General features: G+C 72.6%; 16 protein-coding genes and 1 pseudogene. 10 read left to right on the top strand and 7 right to left on the bottom strand.

Going from position 1 to position 14,790, the window contains the following annotated elements; all coding sequences use genetic code 11:
• Window positions 1–461: 461 nt before the first annotated feature.
• Window positions 462–1,235 carry an RNA-guided endonuclease InsQ/TnpB family protein gene (locus FHS34_RS43950; protein ID WP_308288340.1) on the bottom strand — a complete coding sequence of 258 codons (774 nt, stop codon included), beginning with the start codon at window positions 1,233–1,235 and terminating at the stop codon, window positions 462–464.
• Between the two features lie 41 nt (window positions 1,236–1,276).
• The gene (locus FHS34_RS43955; RefSeq protein ID WP_308288339.1) at window positions 1,277–1,705 is read right to left on the bottom strand and encodes a helix-turn-helix domain-containing protein; all 429 of its coding nucleotides are present in this window, start codon (window positions 1,703–1,705) and stop codon (window positions 1,277–1,279) included.
• 155 nt (window positions 1,706–1,860) lie between these two features.
• Here FHS34_RS43955 and FHS34_RS39685 point away from each other — a divergent pair, with 155 nt between their 5' ends.
• The 3 genes from FHS34_RS39685 (at window position 1,861) to FHS34_RS39695 (ending at window position 3,458) form a co-directional block, all read left to right on the top strand.
• Complete coding sequence (locus FHS34_RS39685; protein WP_184975073.1) at window positions 1,861–2,058, top strand: hypothetical protein; 198 nt, start codon at window positions 1,861–1,863, stop codon at window positions 2,056–2,058.
• A 337-nt stretch (window positions 2,059–2,395) separates the two neighbouring features.
• Entirely contained in the window at window positions 2,396–2,716 is a 321-nt protein-coding gene (locus FHS34_RS39690; protein WP_184975076.1) for a GYD domain-containing protein, read from the top strand.
• A gap of 520 nt (window positions 2,717–3,236) precedes the next feature.
• The gene (locus FHS34_RS39695) at window positions 3,237–3,458 is read left to right on the top strand and encodes a hypothetical protein (protein WP_184975080.1); all 222 of its coding nucleotides are present in this window, start codon (window positions 3,237–3,239) and stop codon (window positions 3,456–3,458) included.
• Between the two features lie 621 nt (window positions 3,459–4,079).
• On the opposite strand, the gene FHS34_RS39700 is transcribed toward FHS34_RS39695, so the two are convergent.
• Window positions 4,080–4,973: an NADP-dependent oxidoreductase gene (locus FHS34_RS39700; RefSeq protein WP_184975083.1), complete on the bottom strand. Its 894-nt coding sequence runs from the start codon at window positions 4,971–4,973 to the stop codon at window positions 4,080–4,082.
• Window positions 4,974–5,043: 70 nt separating this feature from the next.
• On the opposite strand from FHS34_RS39700, the gene FHS34_RS39705 reads away from it, so the two are divergent.
• Both FHS34_RS39705 and FHS34_RS39710 read left to right on the top strand, forming a co-directional pair.
• Window positions 5,044–5,637, top strand: coding sequence for a TetR/AcrR family transcriptional regulator (locus FHS34_RS39705; protein WP_184975086.1), 594 nt, complete (start codon window positions 5,044–5,046; stop codon window positions 5,635–5,637).
• Window positions 5,634–6,149: an NUDIX domain-containing protein gene (locus tag FHS34_RS39710; RefSeq protein WP_184975089.1), complete on the top strand. Its 516-nt coding sequence runs from the start codon at window positions 5,634–5,636 to the stop codon at window positions 6,147–6,149. Before FHS34_RS39705 ends, FHS34_RS39710 begins: the two co-directional genes overlap by 4 nt.
• Window positions 6,150–6,228: 79 nt before the next feature.
• On the opposite strand, the gene FHS34_RS39715 is transcribed toward FHS34_RS39710, so the two are convergent.
• On the bottom strand, window positions 6,229–6,519 hold the full coding sequence (locus tag FHS34_RS39715; RefSeq protein WP_184975092.1) for a GNAT family N-acetyltransferase: 291 nt from the start codon (window positions 6,517–6,519) through the stop codon (window positions 6,229–6,231).
• Between the two features lie 220 nt (window positions 6,520–6,739).
• On the opposite strand from FHS34_RS39715, the gene FHS34_RS39720 reads away from it, so the two are divergent.
• The gene (locus FHS34_RS39720) at window positions 6,740–7,024 is read left to right on the top strand and encodes a hypothetical protein (RefSeq protein ID WP_184975095.1); all 285 of its coding nucleotides are present in this window, start codon (window positions 6,740–6,742) and stop codon (window positions 7,022–7,024) included.
• 290 nt (window positions 7,025–7,314) lie between these two features.
• Here FHS34_RS39720 and FHS34_RS39725 read toward each other — a convergent pair whose 3' ends face one another.
• Window positions 7,315–8,538 (bottom strand): esterase/lipase family protein, encoded by a 1,224-nt coding sequence (locus FHS34_RS39725; RefSeq protein ID WP_184975098.1) that lies wholly within the window; start codon window positions 8,536–8,538, stop codon window positions 7,315–7,317.
• Window positions 8,539–9,502: 964 nt separating this feature from the next.
• Between FHS34_RS39725 and FHS34_RS43150 the strand changes: the two genes are divergently transcribed.
• The 3 genes from FHS34_RS43150 to FHS34_RS39740 all read left to right on the top strand — a co-directional run bounded on the left by FHS34_RS43150 (window position 9,503) and on the right by FHS34_RS39740 (window position 12,927).
• Window positions 9,503–9,913 (top strand): PPOX class F420-dependent oxidoreductase, encoded by a 411-nt coding sequence (locus tag FHS34_RS43150; RefSeq protein ID WP_184975102.1) that lies wholly within the window; start codon window positions 9,503–9,505, stop codon window positions 9,911–9,913.
• A 1,020-nt stretch (window positions 9,914–10,933) separates the two neighbouring features.
• Window positions 10,934–11,137, top strand: a complete 204-nt coding sequence (locus tag FHS34_RS39735) for a cold-shock protein (RefSeq protein ID WP_023544341.1) — start codon at window positions 10,934–10,936, stop codon at window positions 11,135–11,137.
• A gap of 89 nt (window positions 11,138–11,226) precedes the next feature.
• Window positions 11,227–12,927 (top strand): DEAD/DEAH box helicase, encoded by a 1,701-nt coding sequence (locus FHS34_RS39740; RefSeq protein ID WP_184975104.1) that lies wholly within the window; start codon window positions 11,227–11,229, stop codon window positions 12,925–12,927.
• Window positions 12,928–13,207: 280 nt separating this feature from the next.
• Here FHS34_RS39740 and FHS34_RS43155 read toward each other — a convergent pair.
• Both FHS34_RS43155 and FHS34_RS39745 read right to left on the bottom strand, forming a co-directional pair.
• Window positions 13,208–13,412, bottom strand: a pseudogene (locus FHS34_RS43155) (transposase); the annotation flags it as partial.
• 201 nt (window positions 13,413–13,613) lie between these two features.
• Window positions 13,614–14,447 carry a pentapeptide repeat-containing protein gene (locus FHS34_RS39745; protein WP_184975106.1) on the bottom strand — a complete coding sequence of 278 codons (834 nt, stop codon included), beginning with the start codon at window positions 14,445–14,447 and terminating at the stop codon, window positions 13,614–13,616.
• A gap of 162 nt (window positions 14,448–14,609) precedes the next feature.
• On the opposite strand from FHS34_RS39745, the gene FHS34_RS42100 reads away from it, so the two are divergent.
• Window positions 14,610–14,790 (top strand): hypothetical protein (locus FHS34_RS42100; RefSeq protein WP_221510040.1); only part of this gene is annotated, 181 nt, incomplete at its 3' end.

Below are 14,790 nucleotides of genomic sequence, written 5' to 3' on the forward strand. Positions count from 1 at the left end.
TCGTGTGCCACCCTCCGGCCGGAGGGCGTCCCCGGGGGCCCTGGGCGGGGATCCGGGTGTGAAGGCGGGAGACCCCCGGGTCCCAGTCCGGGCTTCGGCTGGGCGGGAGGGCCGGATGCCCGGCCCGGGGTTCGGATGCCGCGGGCCGTGATACGCGATCCAGTCGGTGAGCGCACCCACCCCACCCGCCTCGTCCTCCTCTTCCCTCACTCCGGTCCCCTCACTCACCGCGGCCGGCCACTCCACTCAGTCACGCCCGCAGCAGCAGCCAGGGCACCGCAGCAGTGCCGGCGACGGCGAACCCGCCGGGTGCCGCCCCCGGGGGGGCATCCGCGACGCGGGGGCTCTTCGGCCTGGCCGGTACGGGCCTGGTACGGGCGGTGCGGCACGGCGAGGCTGGCTGCCTCGGCCGGGCCCGGCGTACCGATGATCCGGAGGAATGGCTTGACATCCTCCCCCTCCTACAGGAGGGGGATTCCCGCCTGCCGGCCGGTGGTGACCGGCTGGGGCTTCGGGTGGGTTCCCCGTTCAGCGGGCCGTGCCTGGCGCGGGATTGCCGCTTCAGGTCTTACCGGCCCTCCAGGGGCGTTTCGCCTCTCCGCCTGCCCGGCGGCGAGGATCACACGCGACGCATTGAGGTCACGATCATGTTCAGTACCGCAGCCTTCACACCGCCAGGTGCGAACGTGCAGCGGTTTCTTCCCGTCCACGGCCCAGCACACCGAACAGGTCCGGGACGACGGCAGCCACCGCGACACGACACCGACGTGCCGCCCGGCACGGGCGGCCTTGCCCTCCAGCACTCGCCGGAACATGCCCCACGCGGCATCGTGTACGGACTTGGCCAGGCGCGTACGTGCGAGTCCCGAAACCGCCAGGTCTTCGAGGTAGACCGCTTGGTTGTCGCGGACCGGCCTCGAAGCTGTCTGGTGGCACCGGTCACGGCGCGCGTCGGACACCCGGGCGTGGGCGCGGGCGACCTTGATGCGGGCCCTGGCCCGCATCTTCGGTCCCTTCGCCTTCCGGCTCAGGGCCTGCTGCGCTTTCCTCAGCCTGCCTTCGGCGCGGCGCAGGAAGCGGGGGTTGTCGATCACCGTGCCGTCGGACAGGACGGCGTAACGGGTCAGGCCCAGATCGATGCCGACCTCGGCCGTGACAGGCTCGGCCGGTTCCGGCCAGGCGTCCACGCCGAAGCTCGCGAAGTACCGGACCGACGACTCCCTGATCACGGTCACCGACGACGGAGGCGAGGGAAGCGGACGCGACCAGCGCACCCTTACGTCACCGGCTTCGCCAGATTCAGCCGTCCGCTGTCCCGCAGCCGGAACCCGTTCCTCGAGAACCGCACCGACTGCCGGGCGTCGGACTTCTTCTTGAACACCGGCAGACCGATGCGGCGCCCACGCCGCTTGCCGGTCACCGACGCGAAGAAGTTCGCATGGGCCGCATCCAAGTCCCGCAGCGAGGACTGCAACGCGTCCACGGAGACCTCGGCCAGCCACGGCCGCTCGGGCGTCCGCTTCGCCTCGGTGATCACCTTCCTGGCCGGCAGTCCCGTCGGGATGCGCGACCTGTCCGCCTGGAAGGCGGCCTTTCGCGCGGCAAGCGCATCGTTGTAGACCACCCGGGCGCAGCCGAACGTACGGGCCAGCGCGATGCGCTGACCCGGCGTCGGCTCGATCCGGAAGGAACAGCGCAGATGCATGTACTCAAGCTGCCGGCCGTCACTGACAACGCCGGTCCGCCCAGGGAGCGAACCGGCTTTCCCTGCCCTGCTCCGCAGGAGCTTCGCTCCCTCCCCCGGCCGAAGCCGGGGGAGGAAACGAAGGGGACTGGATAAGACAGCTCCTGCGTCGCCTCGTGGCGGCGGGCACGGTGGCCGTGGCCGCGGGCGCCGTCACCGTCGGTGCTCCGGCCCAGGCCGCGCAGGCGTCGACCACCGCCCACTGCCCGACGTCGACGTCCATCGCCCTGCTGCCCGCCGGCAGCGGATACCTCTTCCCCAACCTCTTCGCCTCGGCGTCGGCGTGCGGCTTCGTCAACGGCGGTGCGCCCTAACGCTTCACGGTCGACACGGCGACGTCGAACGCCCAGACACCCACCGGCCCGCACACCTATGTCGTGCACAACCTGTCGACGGTGTGCTCCACCGTGACGGTCAACGGCGATTCCCTGTTCGCGAGCGGCTGCCAGCCGGGATGACGGCTGCCGGCCACGGGAGAGCGGCTGCCGGCCACGGGAGAGGGGCTACGGCCACGGGAGAGGGGCTACGGCCGCCGGAGAGGTGCTCGGCTTCCAACGAGTGAATCCGGCGCCGTGGTGCGTGGCGGCCGGCGCAGGAGCGGGCAGTCCCCCTTGTGCACACCGCACGCCTCACGGGCAGGGAGCGCCCCCTATGCCGAAGTTCCTCATCCAGGCCGCCTACACGCCCGAGGGTACGAAGGGGTTGCTCGAGGAGGGCGCCGGTGGCCGTCGCGCCGCCGTCGACGAGGTCGTCACGGGCCTGGGCGGGACGGTCGAGGCGATGTACTTCGCCTTCGGGGAGGACGACCTGATGTGCATCGTCGACTTCCCCGACCCCGTCTCCATGGCCGCCGTCAGCCTCCGCGTCAAGGCCAGCGGCGCGCTCCGTACCCGGGCCACCGCCCTGCTCACCGTCGAGGAGATCGACGAGGCGGCCCGCCGGCAGGTCTCCTTCCGCCCGCCCGGCGCGTGAACCCCGCAGGGACGGCCTCTCCCCCGGCGGCCCTGGCCCGAGACGGGCTCGGTGGCCACGGGGGCCGTACACAGTGGCGGCGCGCTTGCGTCTGACGGCCGGTGTTCTCGTCTCCACCGGCGGCGGTTCGCAGGCACGGCGGATCCATCCGGTGGCGGTCGCGGCGCCAACCGGGGTGCGGGCCAAGGAGATCTCCGGCCGGCGCCGACCGTGGCCGCGCCTGTGGTGCCGGCCGGCCTCCCCAAGCCGCACCTGCGGCAGCGTGGTTGCCGCCGGCAGGCTGCGCCCTCGCCGTCGTGGCCGGCCGGCCGCCGGCACCAGGGTTCGTGCCGCTGCCGGCGGCAGGCGCACGAGCCGGCGGCAGGCGCCTGAGCCGGTCACGGCCGGCGTGGGAGTCCCACGGCCGGAATTTCCTTATCAGGTACCGAATCCGCAGGTCAGCGGCGTGCAGCGGTTGTTTTCAGCCAGATCTGTGCCGATGGCCACAGCGGACGGGGTGCGCGTGGGCTCATACTGAGCCATGACCAAGCCTGCTGCACCGAAGCGTCATCTGCCTACCAGCCCCTTCAAGGCCCCCGTCACACCAGTTCCCAAGCACTTCGCCGTGGGCGATCAGGTCACCCACGACATGTACGGCCTCGGCCGGGTGATCGGCGTCGAGGAGGGAATCGCGGCGCTCGTGGATTTCGGCTCGGCGCAGATGCGGATCTTGAGCCCGTACGCCAAGATGACCAAGCTGTAGGACCGCTGTGCCGCTTGGCACACCAGGCCCCCCCTTTCTTTTGAGGGCCTGCACCGAAAGAGAGACCTCTCATCGAACTGACATCGCTGTTCTCCGCCCCGGAAGGGCAGGCCCGCCGCTCCCCCGCGGCTTCGCCGCCTCCGGTGACGAACCCCTTCCAGGCCCCTGACTTCGGGGAGGACGAGACCCTGCCGCTCGGGAACGCACCGGAGTCCGCCCCGGGCAGGGGCGGGACGCGGCCCGAGGCGGCGTAGGCGGGGCAGGCGGCACGGATGACGGCGGCTGCGGCAACCGGCCGCGGGCCGTCCCGGAAGCTGCGCAGGAGTGTGTCCCTCGCGGCTTCCCGTCTTGCTCTCCGCTTGTTTCCCCTCCCGTGCACAGCCCGCTCAAGCCCCGGGATGCGGCCGGGTCCTTCTCTCCCGGGCCGTCTCCGGCGGCTCTTGGACGATCGCCGCAGGGGCCACCCGACGATCGCCGCGGCGGCCAGGACGAGGCTGCCGGCCCCTAGGGCCGGCGCCGTCCTCGATTCCACGCCGGCGCCGTCGCCTCCTCCGGCCCGGCCCTGTTGGGGTCCGGCCCGGTCGGTGACGGTCCGGTCGGGGGCGAGGCGCGGCCGGTTTTTCAGATGAGCAGAACCCGGCGTCCGCGCGTGTGGCCGGCCTGGCTGTCGGTGTGCGCCGCCGCGGCCCCGGCGAGCGGGTACGGCTTCTCGACCGGGATGTGGAGCTTTCCCCGCGAGATGAGGCTGACGGCCTCGGCGAGCGCGGCCGGCACGCTGCCGGCCACCCCGGAGAACCGGACACCGAGCTCGGGCGCACCGAGATCGGCGATGGAGATCACCTTGTGCGGGTCCCCGGTCAGCTCGACGAGTTCGCGGATCACGCCCGAGCCGGCCAGGTCGAGTGCCGCGTCGACACGGCCGAGCCGGCGCACCCGCTCGGTCCAGCCCTCGCCGTACGTCGTGGCCAGGGCACCCAGGCTGCGCAGGTAGTCCTGGTTCGCGGCCCCGGCCGTGCCGATCACCGTGATGCCGCGGTCGCGGGCGATCTGCAGCACCGCCGATCCCACTCCCCCGGACGCGCCGCTGACCAGCAGCGTCTGCCCGGAGCGCACTCCGCTCTCGCCGATGACGCGCAACGCGGTCTCCACCACGGAGGGATACCCGGCCGCCTCTTCGAACGTCAGGCCCTCGGGCATGCGGGCCCAGGCCGACAGCACGGCGAACTCGGCGTAGGTGCTGGTGCCTTCGCCGAACACCCGGTCGCCGGCCTCGACCCCGGTGACGCCCTCGCCGACCTCGTCCACCACCCCGGCGGCGTCCAGCCCGACCCCGGAGGGCAGCTCGACGGGGTGGGCCCCCAGGACCTGGCCTTCCCGGATCCTCCAGTCGACGGGGTTCACGCCCGCCGCCCGCACGGCGATGCGTATCCGGCCGGGGCCCGCGTGGGGCTCCTCGGCGTCCACGAGCTGCAGGACCTCCGGGCCGCCGAACTCGGCGAAGCTCACTTTCCTCATGCCGCCGAACGTAACACTAACGGTTAGTGTTTAAGAACCGTTTCGACTTTGGATCTGATAGTTTCCGGCCATGACCGTGCCGCCCGGACGCCGCGAACGCAAGAAGGCCGCGACCCGCCAGAAGATCGCCGGCACCGCCCTGCGGCTCTTCCTGGAACGCGGGTACGACGCGGTGGGCATCCGTGACGTGGCCGCCGAGGCCGACGTGGCCGTCACCACCGTCTTCTCCCACTTCGCCTCGAAAGAGGCCCTGGTGTTCGAGCAGGACGCCGGCTTCGAGCAGCGCCTCACGCAGGCGGTCGCCCACCGGGGGCCGCACGAGCCGCTGCTGCCCGCGCTGCGCCGCGAGATCCACGCCCTGGTGCGGCACTGCACGGCGGACAGCGCCGCCCCGCTCTGGCGCATGATCGGGGAATCGGCCGCCCTGCGGCAGTACGAGGAGTCGATGAGGCTGCGTCATGCACAGTCGCTGGCCACGGCCATCGCCGCCGGTCTCGGACTGGCACAGCCCACGACCGCGTGCCGGACGATCGCGCGGTTCGTGATCGACGCCTACTCGCTGGCCCGTGAGGCGGCCGACCCGCAGGCCGCGGTGGACGAGATCTTCTCGATGATCGAGGCGGCCTGGGCCGTCGCCCGCCCCTGCACCGAAAGCAGCCGGTGAGCGCCGCCGAGCCGTTCACCCGCATCAAGATCCGTGTCGCCGCGGCCCTGTTCCACGGCGACGAGATCGCCCTCATCCACCGCAGCCGGAACGGCCGGGACCAGTACACCCTGCCCGGCGGCAACGTCGAGCCCGGCGAATCCCTGCCTCACGCCCTCGCACGCGAGCTGGAGGAGGAACTGGCCCTGGACCTGGCCGAGGCGAGCGGTGCCCCGCAGCTGACCTGGCTCCAGGACGCCATGGTCACCCGCCCCGGCAGCACCCCGCCCCGCAAACTGCACCTCGTCTTCCGCGTCCACATCACCGGCCCCGTCCGCGCCCGCCTGCGCACCACCGAGTACGACGACACCGCCGGCGCCGGCCGCCTCCTCTGGCACCCCTACAAGGACACGGCCGGCCTGGCGCTGTTCCCGCCGGTCCCCCTCGCCGAACTCGCCGCCCCCACCGCGCCGCTCGACGCCGCCCGGGCCCTGCTGCCGGCCCTGGACGACACCACCTACCGATGGATCTGACCCGGCTGCCGTGAAAGGGGAGGACGACCGCGTCCGTCCGGGGGATCCCCCTCCGGCACCACCTGCCGGCGCAGAACCGTCAGCTCAGAGCGCGGCGACCACGCAGCTTGCCGAGGGATCCCCCGCCGGTGGTGTCCTGCACGACCGTGCCGTCCGCGCACCGGCCGGCAGCTTCGCAGAAGCGCCGGGCGCGCTGGTTGTCCCGCAGGACCCACAAGGGGGCGTGGGTGCAGCCGGCCTGTTCCACACTCGCCGTCGTGGCCGGCATCAACTGCCTTCCGGTCCCGGTGCCCCAGGCTTCGGGCACCGTGCAGAGCGTGCCGATCTCCGCGCCGGCAGGGGTTTGCCCGCACGGGCCGAACCCTTGCACCGGGCGCGTGGCGCATCACGGTCTTCCCGTCGAGCCCGCACGTCCCGGCCGGGAACGCATGCCCCTGCCGGGCCGTCCTCCCTGGGGGGCGTGACCAGCACGGCCCGTCTCCCCTGCGGCCACGGCCCACGCCGGCGGCCGCGCGCCATCCCGCAGGGCCCACCGCCGCAGGTCCCACTCGCCGCAGGGCAGATCCGCCGCAGGACAAGGAGTACCGATCATGGCATCCGACGGTCACGACCAGGCCGGCCGTTCCCATCCCCAGGCGCCGTGGTGGTGGGGGATCGGCCCGGTGGGCGCCTTCCTGCTGGTCGTGGCCGGGGCCGCCTGGGAGCTGTGGGTGTTCTTCGGCCGGTCCGCCTCCGCGGACACCCCGGCACCGCTGGCCTACCAGGCGAGCAAGGCCATCGCCATCGGTCTTGTCCTGCTGGGCGGCACCCTGCTGCAACGCCTGCGCGGTCGCGCTTCGGCCCCGGACCGGGCCAACGGTCAGGACCACGGGTAGGACCACGGGCAGGGCGAAGGCAGTCGCCCCGGCCGGCGCCGGTCATGGTCCGCGGACGTCCCGGACCCGCGGTTCGCCCCCCGGGCCTGTCGCCCGGCCGGGCGCGGTTGCCGGGCGCCCGGCCCCGTCGCCCGGCGGCTGCCGCCCGGCCTCGCCCCGGCCGCCAGCGGCTCCCGTCCGCCGTCCTGCGCACCTGTCGGCGGACGGGAGCGAGCCAGCACCCGCCGGCCCGGCTCCCCCGGAGCCGGCGGGCTGCGGCTGACGCGGTGCCGGACCGGCTCACCGCCCGGTCACTGCATCCGCTCCAGCAGCCAGGTGCACAGCTCCTCGGTCGGAAGCGTGTGCGGGGTCGTCGTGGAGGAGCAGCGGAACTCGTCCAGCCCGCTGTGGGCCGGGTCCATGCCGTCGACCTTCGCGTACAGGTCCTCCTGCCGGCCGAAGTCCGCGATGTCGACCGCGCTGACCGACGGGACGAAGCACACGTGCGGGTGCCGCAGGTCCGCCTCGCCGCCGGCCTCGGTCATCGACTCGGCGAGGATCTTGTACGTCGCGAGCGTGCCGCCGGGTGCGCCGTCCAGCTCCGGGAAGCCGTTGGTGGTGATGGTCCGCTCGGCCGGCGGGAACTTCCGGTTCAGGTAGGCGACCGTCACGTCGTCGCCCTGCGCCTGGGTGTAGAAGGTGGTGCCGGGGTAGCGGACGTCGAGCCGCAGTGCGACCTCGCCGGGCCCGGTGCCGGGCAGCCCGATGCCGTCGCCGCGGCCGTTGGCGACGGCCAGCTTGCGCGGGATCCGCGGCCACTGGCCGACCCGGTCCAGCTCGTTCAGCAGCGCCGTGCGCTCGGGGGCCACCCCGATCTTCTGGGTCTTCTTGTCGTAGTGCTGCCACAGCATCTGCCGCGCGGCGGGGCTGTTCATCTGCTGCTCGAAGGGGTGGGGCTTGAGGTCGATGCCGTAGGGGAGCAGATAGGCGAACGCCTGGACGCCGACGGGGATGGAGGCACCGCGGTGCGGGGTGTCGAAGGAGAAGTACACGCCTGTCTGGTGCTCGTCCTCGTGGAAGTCGCTCTCCATCCTGGCGAGGGTGTAGCGGGTGACGAGGCCGCCCATGCTGAAGCCGCCGACCACCAGCCGCTCGTTGCCCGTGCGGCGGTCGATGGCCTCACGGATGGTCCCCTCGACCGCCTTGGAGTTGGTCAGGATGGAGTCGGTGCGGTTGTCGAAGCCGAGGAGGATCACGTCCTTGCCGCGCCGGCGGAGTTCGCTGATGAGGGGGAAGTCCTCGCCCTCGAGGAACTCGTAGAACTCCTTGAGCTTGCTCCTGCCGTGGTTGAAGCCGTCGGCGATGATCACCGGCCGGGTCAGGGCGCGGTTGCCCTCGCCGTAGAAGACCCAGGTGAACCCCTTGTCCACGGTCCACTCTTCGTCGAAGTCCGGTACGGGGATGGGGCGGGAGGGCGAGTCGAGCGGGTCACCGACGGTGAACGGGATGACGGGGGGCTCCGTCGCTTCGGACATGGTCGTACTCCTCGGGGGAGGGGAAAGGGGGGAGACGAACGAAAACATCATGAGTCACATTTCGGGCACACTGCCTGCCGGAAATGCTCTCGTGCGTCGCACGTGTTTTCGGTGCTTCCGCAGGGGGGTCCGGGGAATCGCGGGGGTTCCGGCAAGCGGGGGCCACCCGCCCGGCGCCCGGTCACCCACCCGGCCCGCTCGACGCGTCTTCGCAGGTCAGCGGGTCGGGAAGAACCCCCCGCACCGCAGCGTCACCGGCGGGTACGGCCCTGGCCTGCCCGTCCGGACCCCCCCCGCCGCGCCCCCGCCGGCGACCCGGCCGGTTCCCCGCGCGCGACGTACGCCGGTCGGGTGACGCACCCCTGCAGCAGCCCGCCGCCGGCCCGTTCGCCTCCCCATGCCGTGCCATGCCGTGCCTCCCCATGCCGTGCCATGCCGTGCCGGTGCCTGCCGTGCCGTGCCTGCCGTGCCGGCCGCCGTGGCGCCCTCCCCCGCCGGCCCGTCCGGCCCGTCCAGCCCCCGGACACCGGCTCCCGGCTCCCGGCTCCCCCGCGGCCTGCTGAAGGCCGGGCGGGACGGCCACGCCGACGCCTCCCGCGGCGGGAAACGACACGGACACTGCCACCAGGTGCTCCCCCAGCACACGGGCCCGCCCGGGCCCGGGCGGGCCGGCAAGGGCTCGATCGGCATGACCGGACTCGGCCGGCTCGGTCCAGAGCACCGCGGCGCATCGGCCGGCCGCCGCGCACGTCCCCGGCCAGGGGGGGCGAGCGCCGAACTCGCCCGGTGCCGCCCGCTGATCGCTCTCACACATGAGACAAGCCCGGGATCCTTTGAGACGAGCCCGGGATCCCTGCCGTGCACGCTGCGGGCCGGCCGGCCCGGGGGGTGTTCCGACGCGTGCGCCGGCCGGTCCGGGACATGCCGTCGACACTTCTCGGGCGGCCTGGCTAGGGTCACGGACGTGACGATCAAGCTGAACGATGCCGCCCGCAGGCTTCTTGACGATGTGAACCCCGCGGTGCTGGCCACCGTGAACCCCGACGGCAGCCCGCAGACCTCGGTGGTCTGGGTCGCCCGGGACGGCGACGACCTGCTGCTCTCCTCGGCGGCCGGCCGCCGGAAAGTCACCAACGTGCAGCGCGACGCACGGGTCAGCCTGACCGTCTACGACCGCTCCGACCCGCTGCGGTACCTGGAGATACGCGGCACCGCGACGGTGACCGCAGACCCGGACCGGAAACTGGCCGCCGCACTGGCCGAGCAGTACGAGGGGCCCGGCGCGGGCGAGGAGTACCGGCAACTGCCGCCGCAGATCGTGCGGGTGGCCGTCAGGATCACCCCGCAGCGGCTGACCGGCACCTTCGCCGACTGAAAACCGCCCGCCCCGGCAAGCCGGGCCCGCACTCTCGCCCCTTCCGGCGATCTCCGCCGGCGCGTGGCGGGCCGGTCCCGGCCGGTGCCGGGCGCCCGCCGGCGTGCGGCTGCGGCGGCGCCTGCCACGCCCAGGGACTCCGGCCGCCGGGCCGGACACCCGGGCAGAGCACCCGGCCCCGCTGCCGCCGCCCCTCCCCCGAGCACCGTCGCCGCGCCCCCGGACGCATGCGTGCCGCGGACCGGACGGGCACCCGCCGGGTGTGATGCCCGTGCTGCGGACCGCCGTTGCCCGGCGCGGCGCGCCCGCACCAGACCGCCGGCCGCTCCTCGGCTGCTCCTCGGCCACGGCCCGGCCCCGGCCGGCGGAACCGGCCCGACACCGGCACCCGGCCCCGCCCCGCCCCGCCGGGAAGGCTCAGGGGCCCCTCCGGCGCACGGCGGGAGCACGGTGAACGTCCGCTCCCGGTGAGCGCTTCGCCGCAACCGGCTCACCCCCTCCCGTACGGTGGCCGGCCGCTTCGCCCCGGCCGGGCCCGCCGGCCGGGGGCGGCCCGTCACAGACCGTGCGGCCCGCCCCCACAGGATCATTTGCCGGGCCGGCCCCGGTGGAACCCGGTGCCGCCGGCGCCCCGGCCCCACCACGAGGGGGACGGCCGTCCCGGGCCGCCCGAGAGGGGGTGGCCGCTTCGGGCCGCCCGAGCGGGAGGTGGGCTGCCCGAGCGGGAGGGGGTGGCCGGGAGGGGTGGCGGCCGGGCAGTGGGCGTGGCGGTGGGCGCGGGCGGCGGCGGCCGGCCGGAACCGGGTGGAGGGCACGCCCACCGAAATAAGGCGCCGGGAAAACCGGCCCGTACGTCTCGTTGATCCACCGCGGACCGCGAAGCTGTGCTACCGTTTCGGTGTTGCAGTTGTGGTACCCATGAACCTATGTGCGCCTGACGGGAATGTTTCTCCTTCGGGCGCATTATTTGTTTTTCCGGCATCTCCGGATGGGGCCTCTGCCTATCAGAAGGAGAAGGTCATGGCACAGGGAACCGTGAAGTGGTTCAACGCCGAAAAGGGTTTCGGCTTCATCCAGCAGGACGGCGGCGGTCCCGACGTCTTCGCGCACTACTCGAACATCGCCACCCAGGGCTTCCGTGAGCTCCAGGAGGGCCAGCGGGTCTCCTTCGACGTCACGCAGGGCCAGAAGGGCCCGCAGGCGGAGAACATCGTCCCCGCCTGATCGCCGGACGCTTGAACCCGCTCACCGGGGTCGGCACCGTCATGGTGCGGACCCCGGTTTGTGCTGTGTGAAGGAAGGCAGAGAACCGCATGTCCCGCAGGCCCCAGAAGCCGAACCGGCGTGTCCCCTCCCCCAGGCCGTCCGCGTCGTCGCCGACGGAATTCCGGATGCCGGAAAGCACGACCCCCGCTCTTCCCGCCGTCGAGGACTTCGCCGGCCTGGACATGCCGGCCGCGCTGCTGAAGACCCTCACCGCGCAGGGCGTGACCACCCCCTTCCCCATCCAGGCCGCCACCCTGCCCAACTCGCTCGCCGGCCGTGACCTGCTGGGCCGGGGACGTACCGGCTCCGGCAAGACCCTGGCGTTCGGGCTGGCGCTGCTGGCCCGCACGGCCGGACTGCGCGCGCAGCCCACCGCGCCCCTCGCCCTCGTGCTGGTACCCACCCGGGAACTCGCCCAGCAGGTGACGGACGCGCTGACCCCGTATGCGACCGCGGTGAACCTGCGGCTGGCCACCGTGGTCGGCGGGCTGTCCATCACCCGCCAGGCCGCAACGCTGCGGCGCGGCGCCGAGGTGGTCGTGGCGACCCCCGGCCGGCTCAACGACCTCGTCGAACGCGGGGACTGCGTCCTGGACGACGTCCGGATCACGGTCCTGGACGAAGCCGACCAGATGACCGACATGGGCTTTCTGCCGCAGATCACCAGGCTCCTGCAGCATGTGCGGGCCGACGGGCAGCGGCTGCTGTTCTCCGCCACCCTGGACCGCAACATCGACCGCCTGGTGCAGCGGTTCCTGACCGATCCCGTGGTGCACTCCGTGGACCCCTCCGCGGGAGCGGTGACCACCATGGAACACCACGTCCTCCACGTCGCGGACGAGACCGACAAGAAGGCCGTCACCACCCGCATCGCCGCCCGCGACGGCCGGGTCATCCTCTTCCTCGACACCAAGAGGTCCGCCGACCGGCTCGCCAAACGGCTCCTGGCCGTCGGGGTCCGCGCCGCCGCCCTGCACGGCGGCCGTTCCCAGCCCCAGCGCAACCGCACCCTGGAACAGTTCAAGAACGGCCAGGTCACCGCCCTGGTCGCGACGAACGTCGCCGCCCGCGGCATACACATCGACGACCTCGACCTCGTCGTCAACGTCGATCCCCCCACCGACCACAAGGACTACGTCCACCGCGGCGGACGCACCGCCCGCGCCGGCGGCTCCGGAAGCGTGGTCACCCTGGTCCTGCCCGACCAGAAACGCGACATCACCCGTCTGATGTCGGACGCGGGCATCCGCCCCCGAACGGCCCGCATTACCTCCACCGACACCGAACTGGCCACCCTCACCGGCGCCCGCGAACCCTCCGGCGTGGCCGTCACCCTCGACATCCCCCAGCCCACCCCGCCCGCCCGGTCCCGCACCGACCAGAAAGCCACCGCCACCCCCGGCCGGCGCCCGTCCCGCCGCCGCAACGGCAACGGCAACGGCAACGGCGCAACGACCGGTACGGCGACCGGTACCGCGCCCGCCACGGCACGCCCGGCACGCCGCGGCACCACCCCCCGGACCGGGGCGAGCGGGACACCGGCCACCGGCAACACCCCCGCCAACGGCGGCCGCGCAACCACCCGCCGGACGAAGAACGGCACCACCAGCCCCACCGGCACCACCGGCACCACCGGCGGCCGCACCCCCAGCCGCACCCCCGCGGCCGGCACTGCCAACGGCGCTGCGAACGGCTCCGGCCGCTCCAGGACCACCCGCACCACCGGCCGGCGCCCCGCCGCCGGCTGACCCGCCCACACCGCCTCGCCGGCTGACCCGCCCGCACCGCCGCCACCCCGGCCGGCAGGCCACCACCGGCTGCCTCCAGGACCCCTGCGGCGGGACGCGGGCCGTGGGCCCGTCCGGGCCGCAGGTCCGCGTCCCGCACGATGCGGAAACGCTGACCAGCAAGCCGGATACGCGACTGGACCGAGATACGCAAAGCGGGACCGGTGAGGGGCCCGGCCGACCGGACACCGTTGGTGAATGGCCCCTTGGTTGCGTCCCGCTGCCGTCGGGCAGCGGGACGCAGTCGTCCGAAGCGGGAGATGCGGGTTCCGGCCCGGGGTGTCCCGGTGATCCAGGCATCAAGCCGGGCAAGGTTCATCGCGGTGGCGGTGAAGAGGTGCTGAAGGCGGGTCTTGGGATGGCCGCGGCATCGGGACCGCCGCAGGCCGAAGGCGCGGACACCTTGGTGAAACGGTGGCCTCGATGCCCTGTCGGTGCTGGTAGAGGCTCCACCTGGCTTTGTTCACGTGGAGGAGCAGCATTTCGACAGCGGTTCGGGCGTCGTCTTGCCGGCATCGATGGTCGGCAAAATTCGTGGGTGTGGGAGGCGCCGAGCCTTGCTGTGGTCGTCGTTTCCCTCTCACGGGGCGTCTTGTTGAGACCGCACCGGAAGGACGGAGCCGGCAGTCCGCCGCCGGCAGGGAAGGTCAGTGGCGCATGGATGCCGGCAGCCCTCGGACCCCGTCGAGCTTTGCACCGGACAACTGGGCCTTGCTCAGGTCCGCTCCGGTGAGGTTCGCTTCCCTGAGGTCCGCTCCGGTGAGGTCCGCGCCGCTGAGGTCCGCTCCGCTGAGGTCCGCCCCGTACAGGACAGCTCCCGTGAGGTCGGCGTCATTGAGGCCGGCGTTCTTGAGATCGGCAGCCGTGAAGTCGGCTTCGGTGATGTGGGACTCAAAGAGTTTGGCTTCGCGCAAGGTCGCTCCTGTGAAGGAGGCACCGCTCAGGAGCGACCCGGTGAGCTCAGCCCTGGTGAGATCTGTATCCCACAGCTGCGCACCCCTCAGGTCTGACATATGGATGAATGCGCCGGACAGGTTTGCCCCGTGCAGGGTTACACCACGCAGGTCCACCTGATCGAAGGACACGCGCCGCAGGTCCGCCCCGTCCAAGCGCGCGAACCTGAAGCCGGATCCGGAGTCCCTCAGGGACGGATATCCGTTCGGAAGCTTCAGCCGGAGATAGTCCCGCCGCCCATCCAGTGCCAGCCCACGCAAGTCCGCGCTGCCCAGGTCCACCGCCACCTGCTCACCGCCTCTGGAAGGCTGGCCGTTGAGGACGTAGACCGCGGCGTACACATCGTCAGGCGGCACGATCTCGGCTTGCTCGTCGCGATCACCTGCCTCCTTCACGAAGCCGCCCTTGGGAACGTGTGCCTTGTCGCGTACGTACGCGGACAGCACGACGACGATTGCGGGCTGGTCGCGCGAGGAGTCCTGCATAATCCGCTGCAGGGCGTAGATACCGCCCAGGCGCATCTCCATGGAGCCCGCCCCCAGGTGGCCCACAGCGTCATTGAACCGGCCGGATCTGCCCCTGTTCGGCGATCCGCATCTCCGTTCGGGTCTGCTGCACCGACATCCAGGTGAACACGAGTGCGACCATGGCGGTCAGACCGGGCAACGCAGCCAGCACAAGACTCAGCCGTGGGACGCGGCCAGTACGGCCGCCAGGCGCACCGAATCGGCGCTGATGATGCCCTCCACCGGCCGCGCGCCGATGCGCGATCCGTCTTACAGGCCATTTCATTTGGGGAGTCTGCGGTAGCAGATGAGTGTGGCAGCGATCGCGGTGAAGGCCATGAAGTGTTCGGCTTTGCGTTCGTAG

It is taken from the genome of Streptomyces echinatus (genome assembly GCF_014203595.1).
Classification (GTDB): domain Bacteria; phylum Actinomycetota; class Actinomycetes; order Streptomycetales; family Streptomycetaceae; genus Streptomyces; species Streptomyces echinatus.

What these genes read in the sequence shown, in the direction of transcription:
- FHS34_RS39705 (WP_184975086.1), top strand. Translation starts at nt 5,044, where the DNA reads ATGACCGTGCCGCCCGGACGCCGCGAACGCAAGAAGGCCGCGACCCGC.
- FHS34_RS39740 (WP_184975104.1), top strand. Translation starts at nt 11,227, where the DNA reads ATGTCCCGCAGGCCCCAGAAGCCGAACCGGCGTGTCCCCTCCCCCAGG.
- FHS34_RS39745 (WP_184975106.1), bottom strand. Translation starts at nt 14,447, where the DNA reads ATGGAGATGCGCCTGGGCGGTATCTACGCCCTGCAGCGGATTATGCAG.
- FHS34_RS39690 (WP_184975076.1), top strand. Translation starts at nt 2,396, where the DNA reads ATGCCGAAGTTCCTCATCCAGGCCGCCTACACGCCCGAGGGTACGAAG.
- FHS34_RS39725 (WP_184975098.1), bottom strand. Translation starts at nt 8,538, where the DNA reads ATGTCCGAAGCGACGGAGCCCCCCGTCATCCCGTTCACCGTCGGTGAC.
- FHS34_RS39695 (WP_184975080.1), top strand. Translation starts at nt 3,237, where the DNA reads ATGACCAAGCCTGCTGCACCGAAGCGTCATCTGCCTACCAGCCCCTTC.
- FHS34_RS43955 (WP_308288339.1), bottom strand. Translation starts at nt 1,705, where the DNA reads ATGCATCTGCGCTGTTCCTTCCGGATCGAGCCGACGCCGGGTCAGCGC.
- FHS34_RS39720 (WP_184975095.1), top strand. Translation starts at nt 6,740, where the DNA reads ATGGCATCCGACGGTCACGACCAGGCCGGCCGTTCCCATCCCCAGGCG.
- FHS34_RS39735 (WP_023544341.1), top strand. Translation starts at nt 10,934, where the DNA reads ATGGCACAGGGAACCGTGAAGTGGTTCAACGCCGAAAAGGGTTTCGGC.
- FHS34_RS39700 (WP_184975083.1), bottom strand. Translation starts at nt 4,973, where the DNA reads ATGAGGAAAGTGAGCTTCGCCGAGTTCGGCGGCCCGGAGGTCCTGCAG.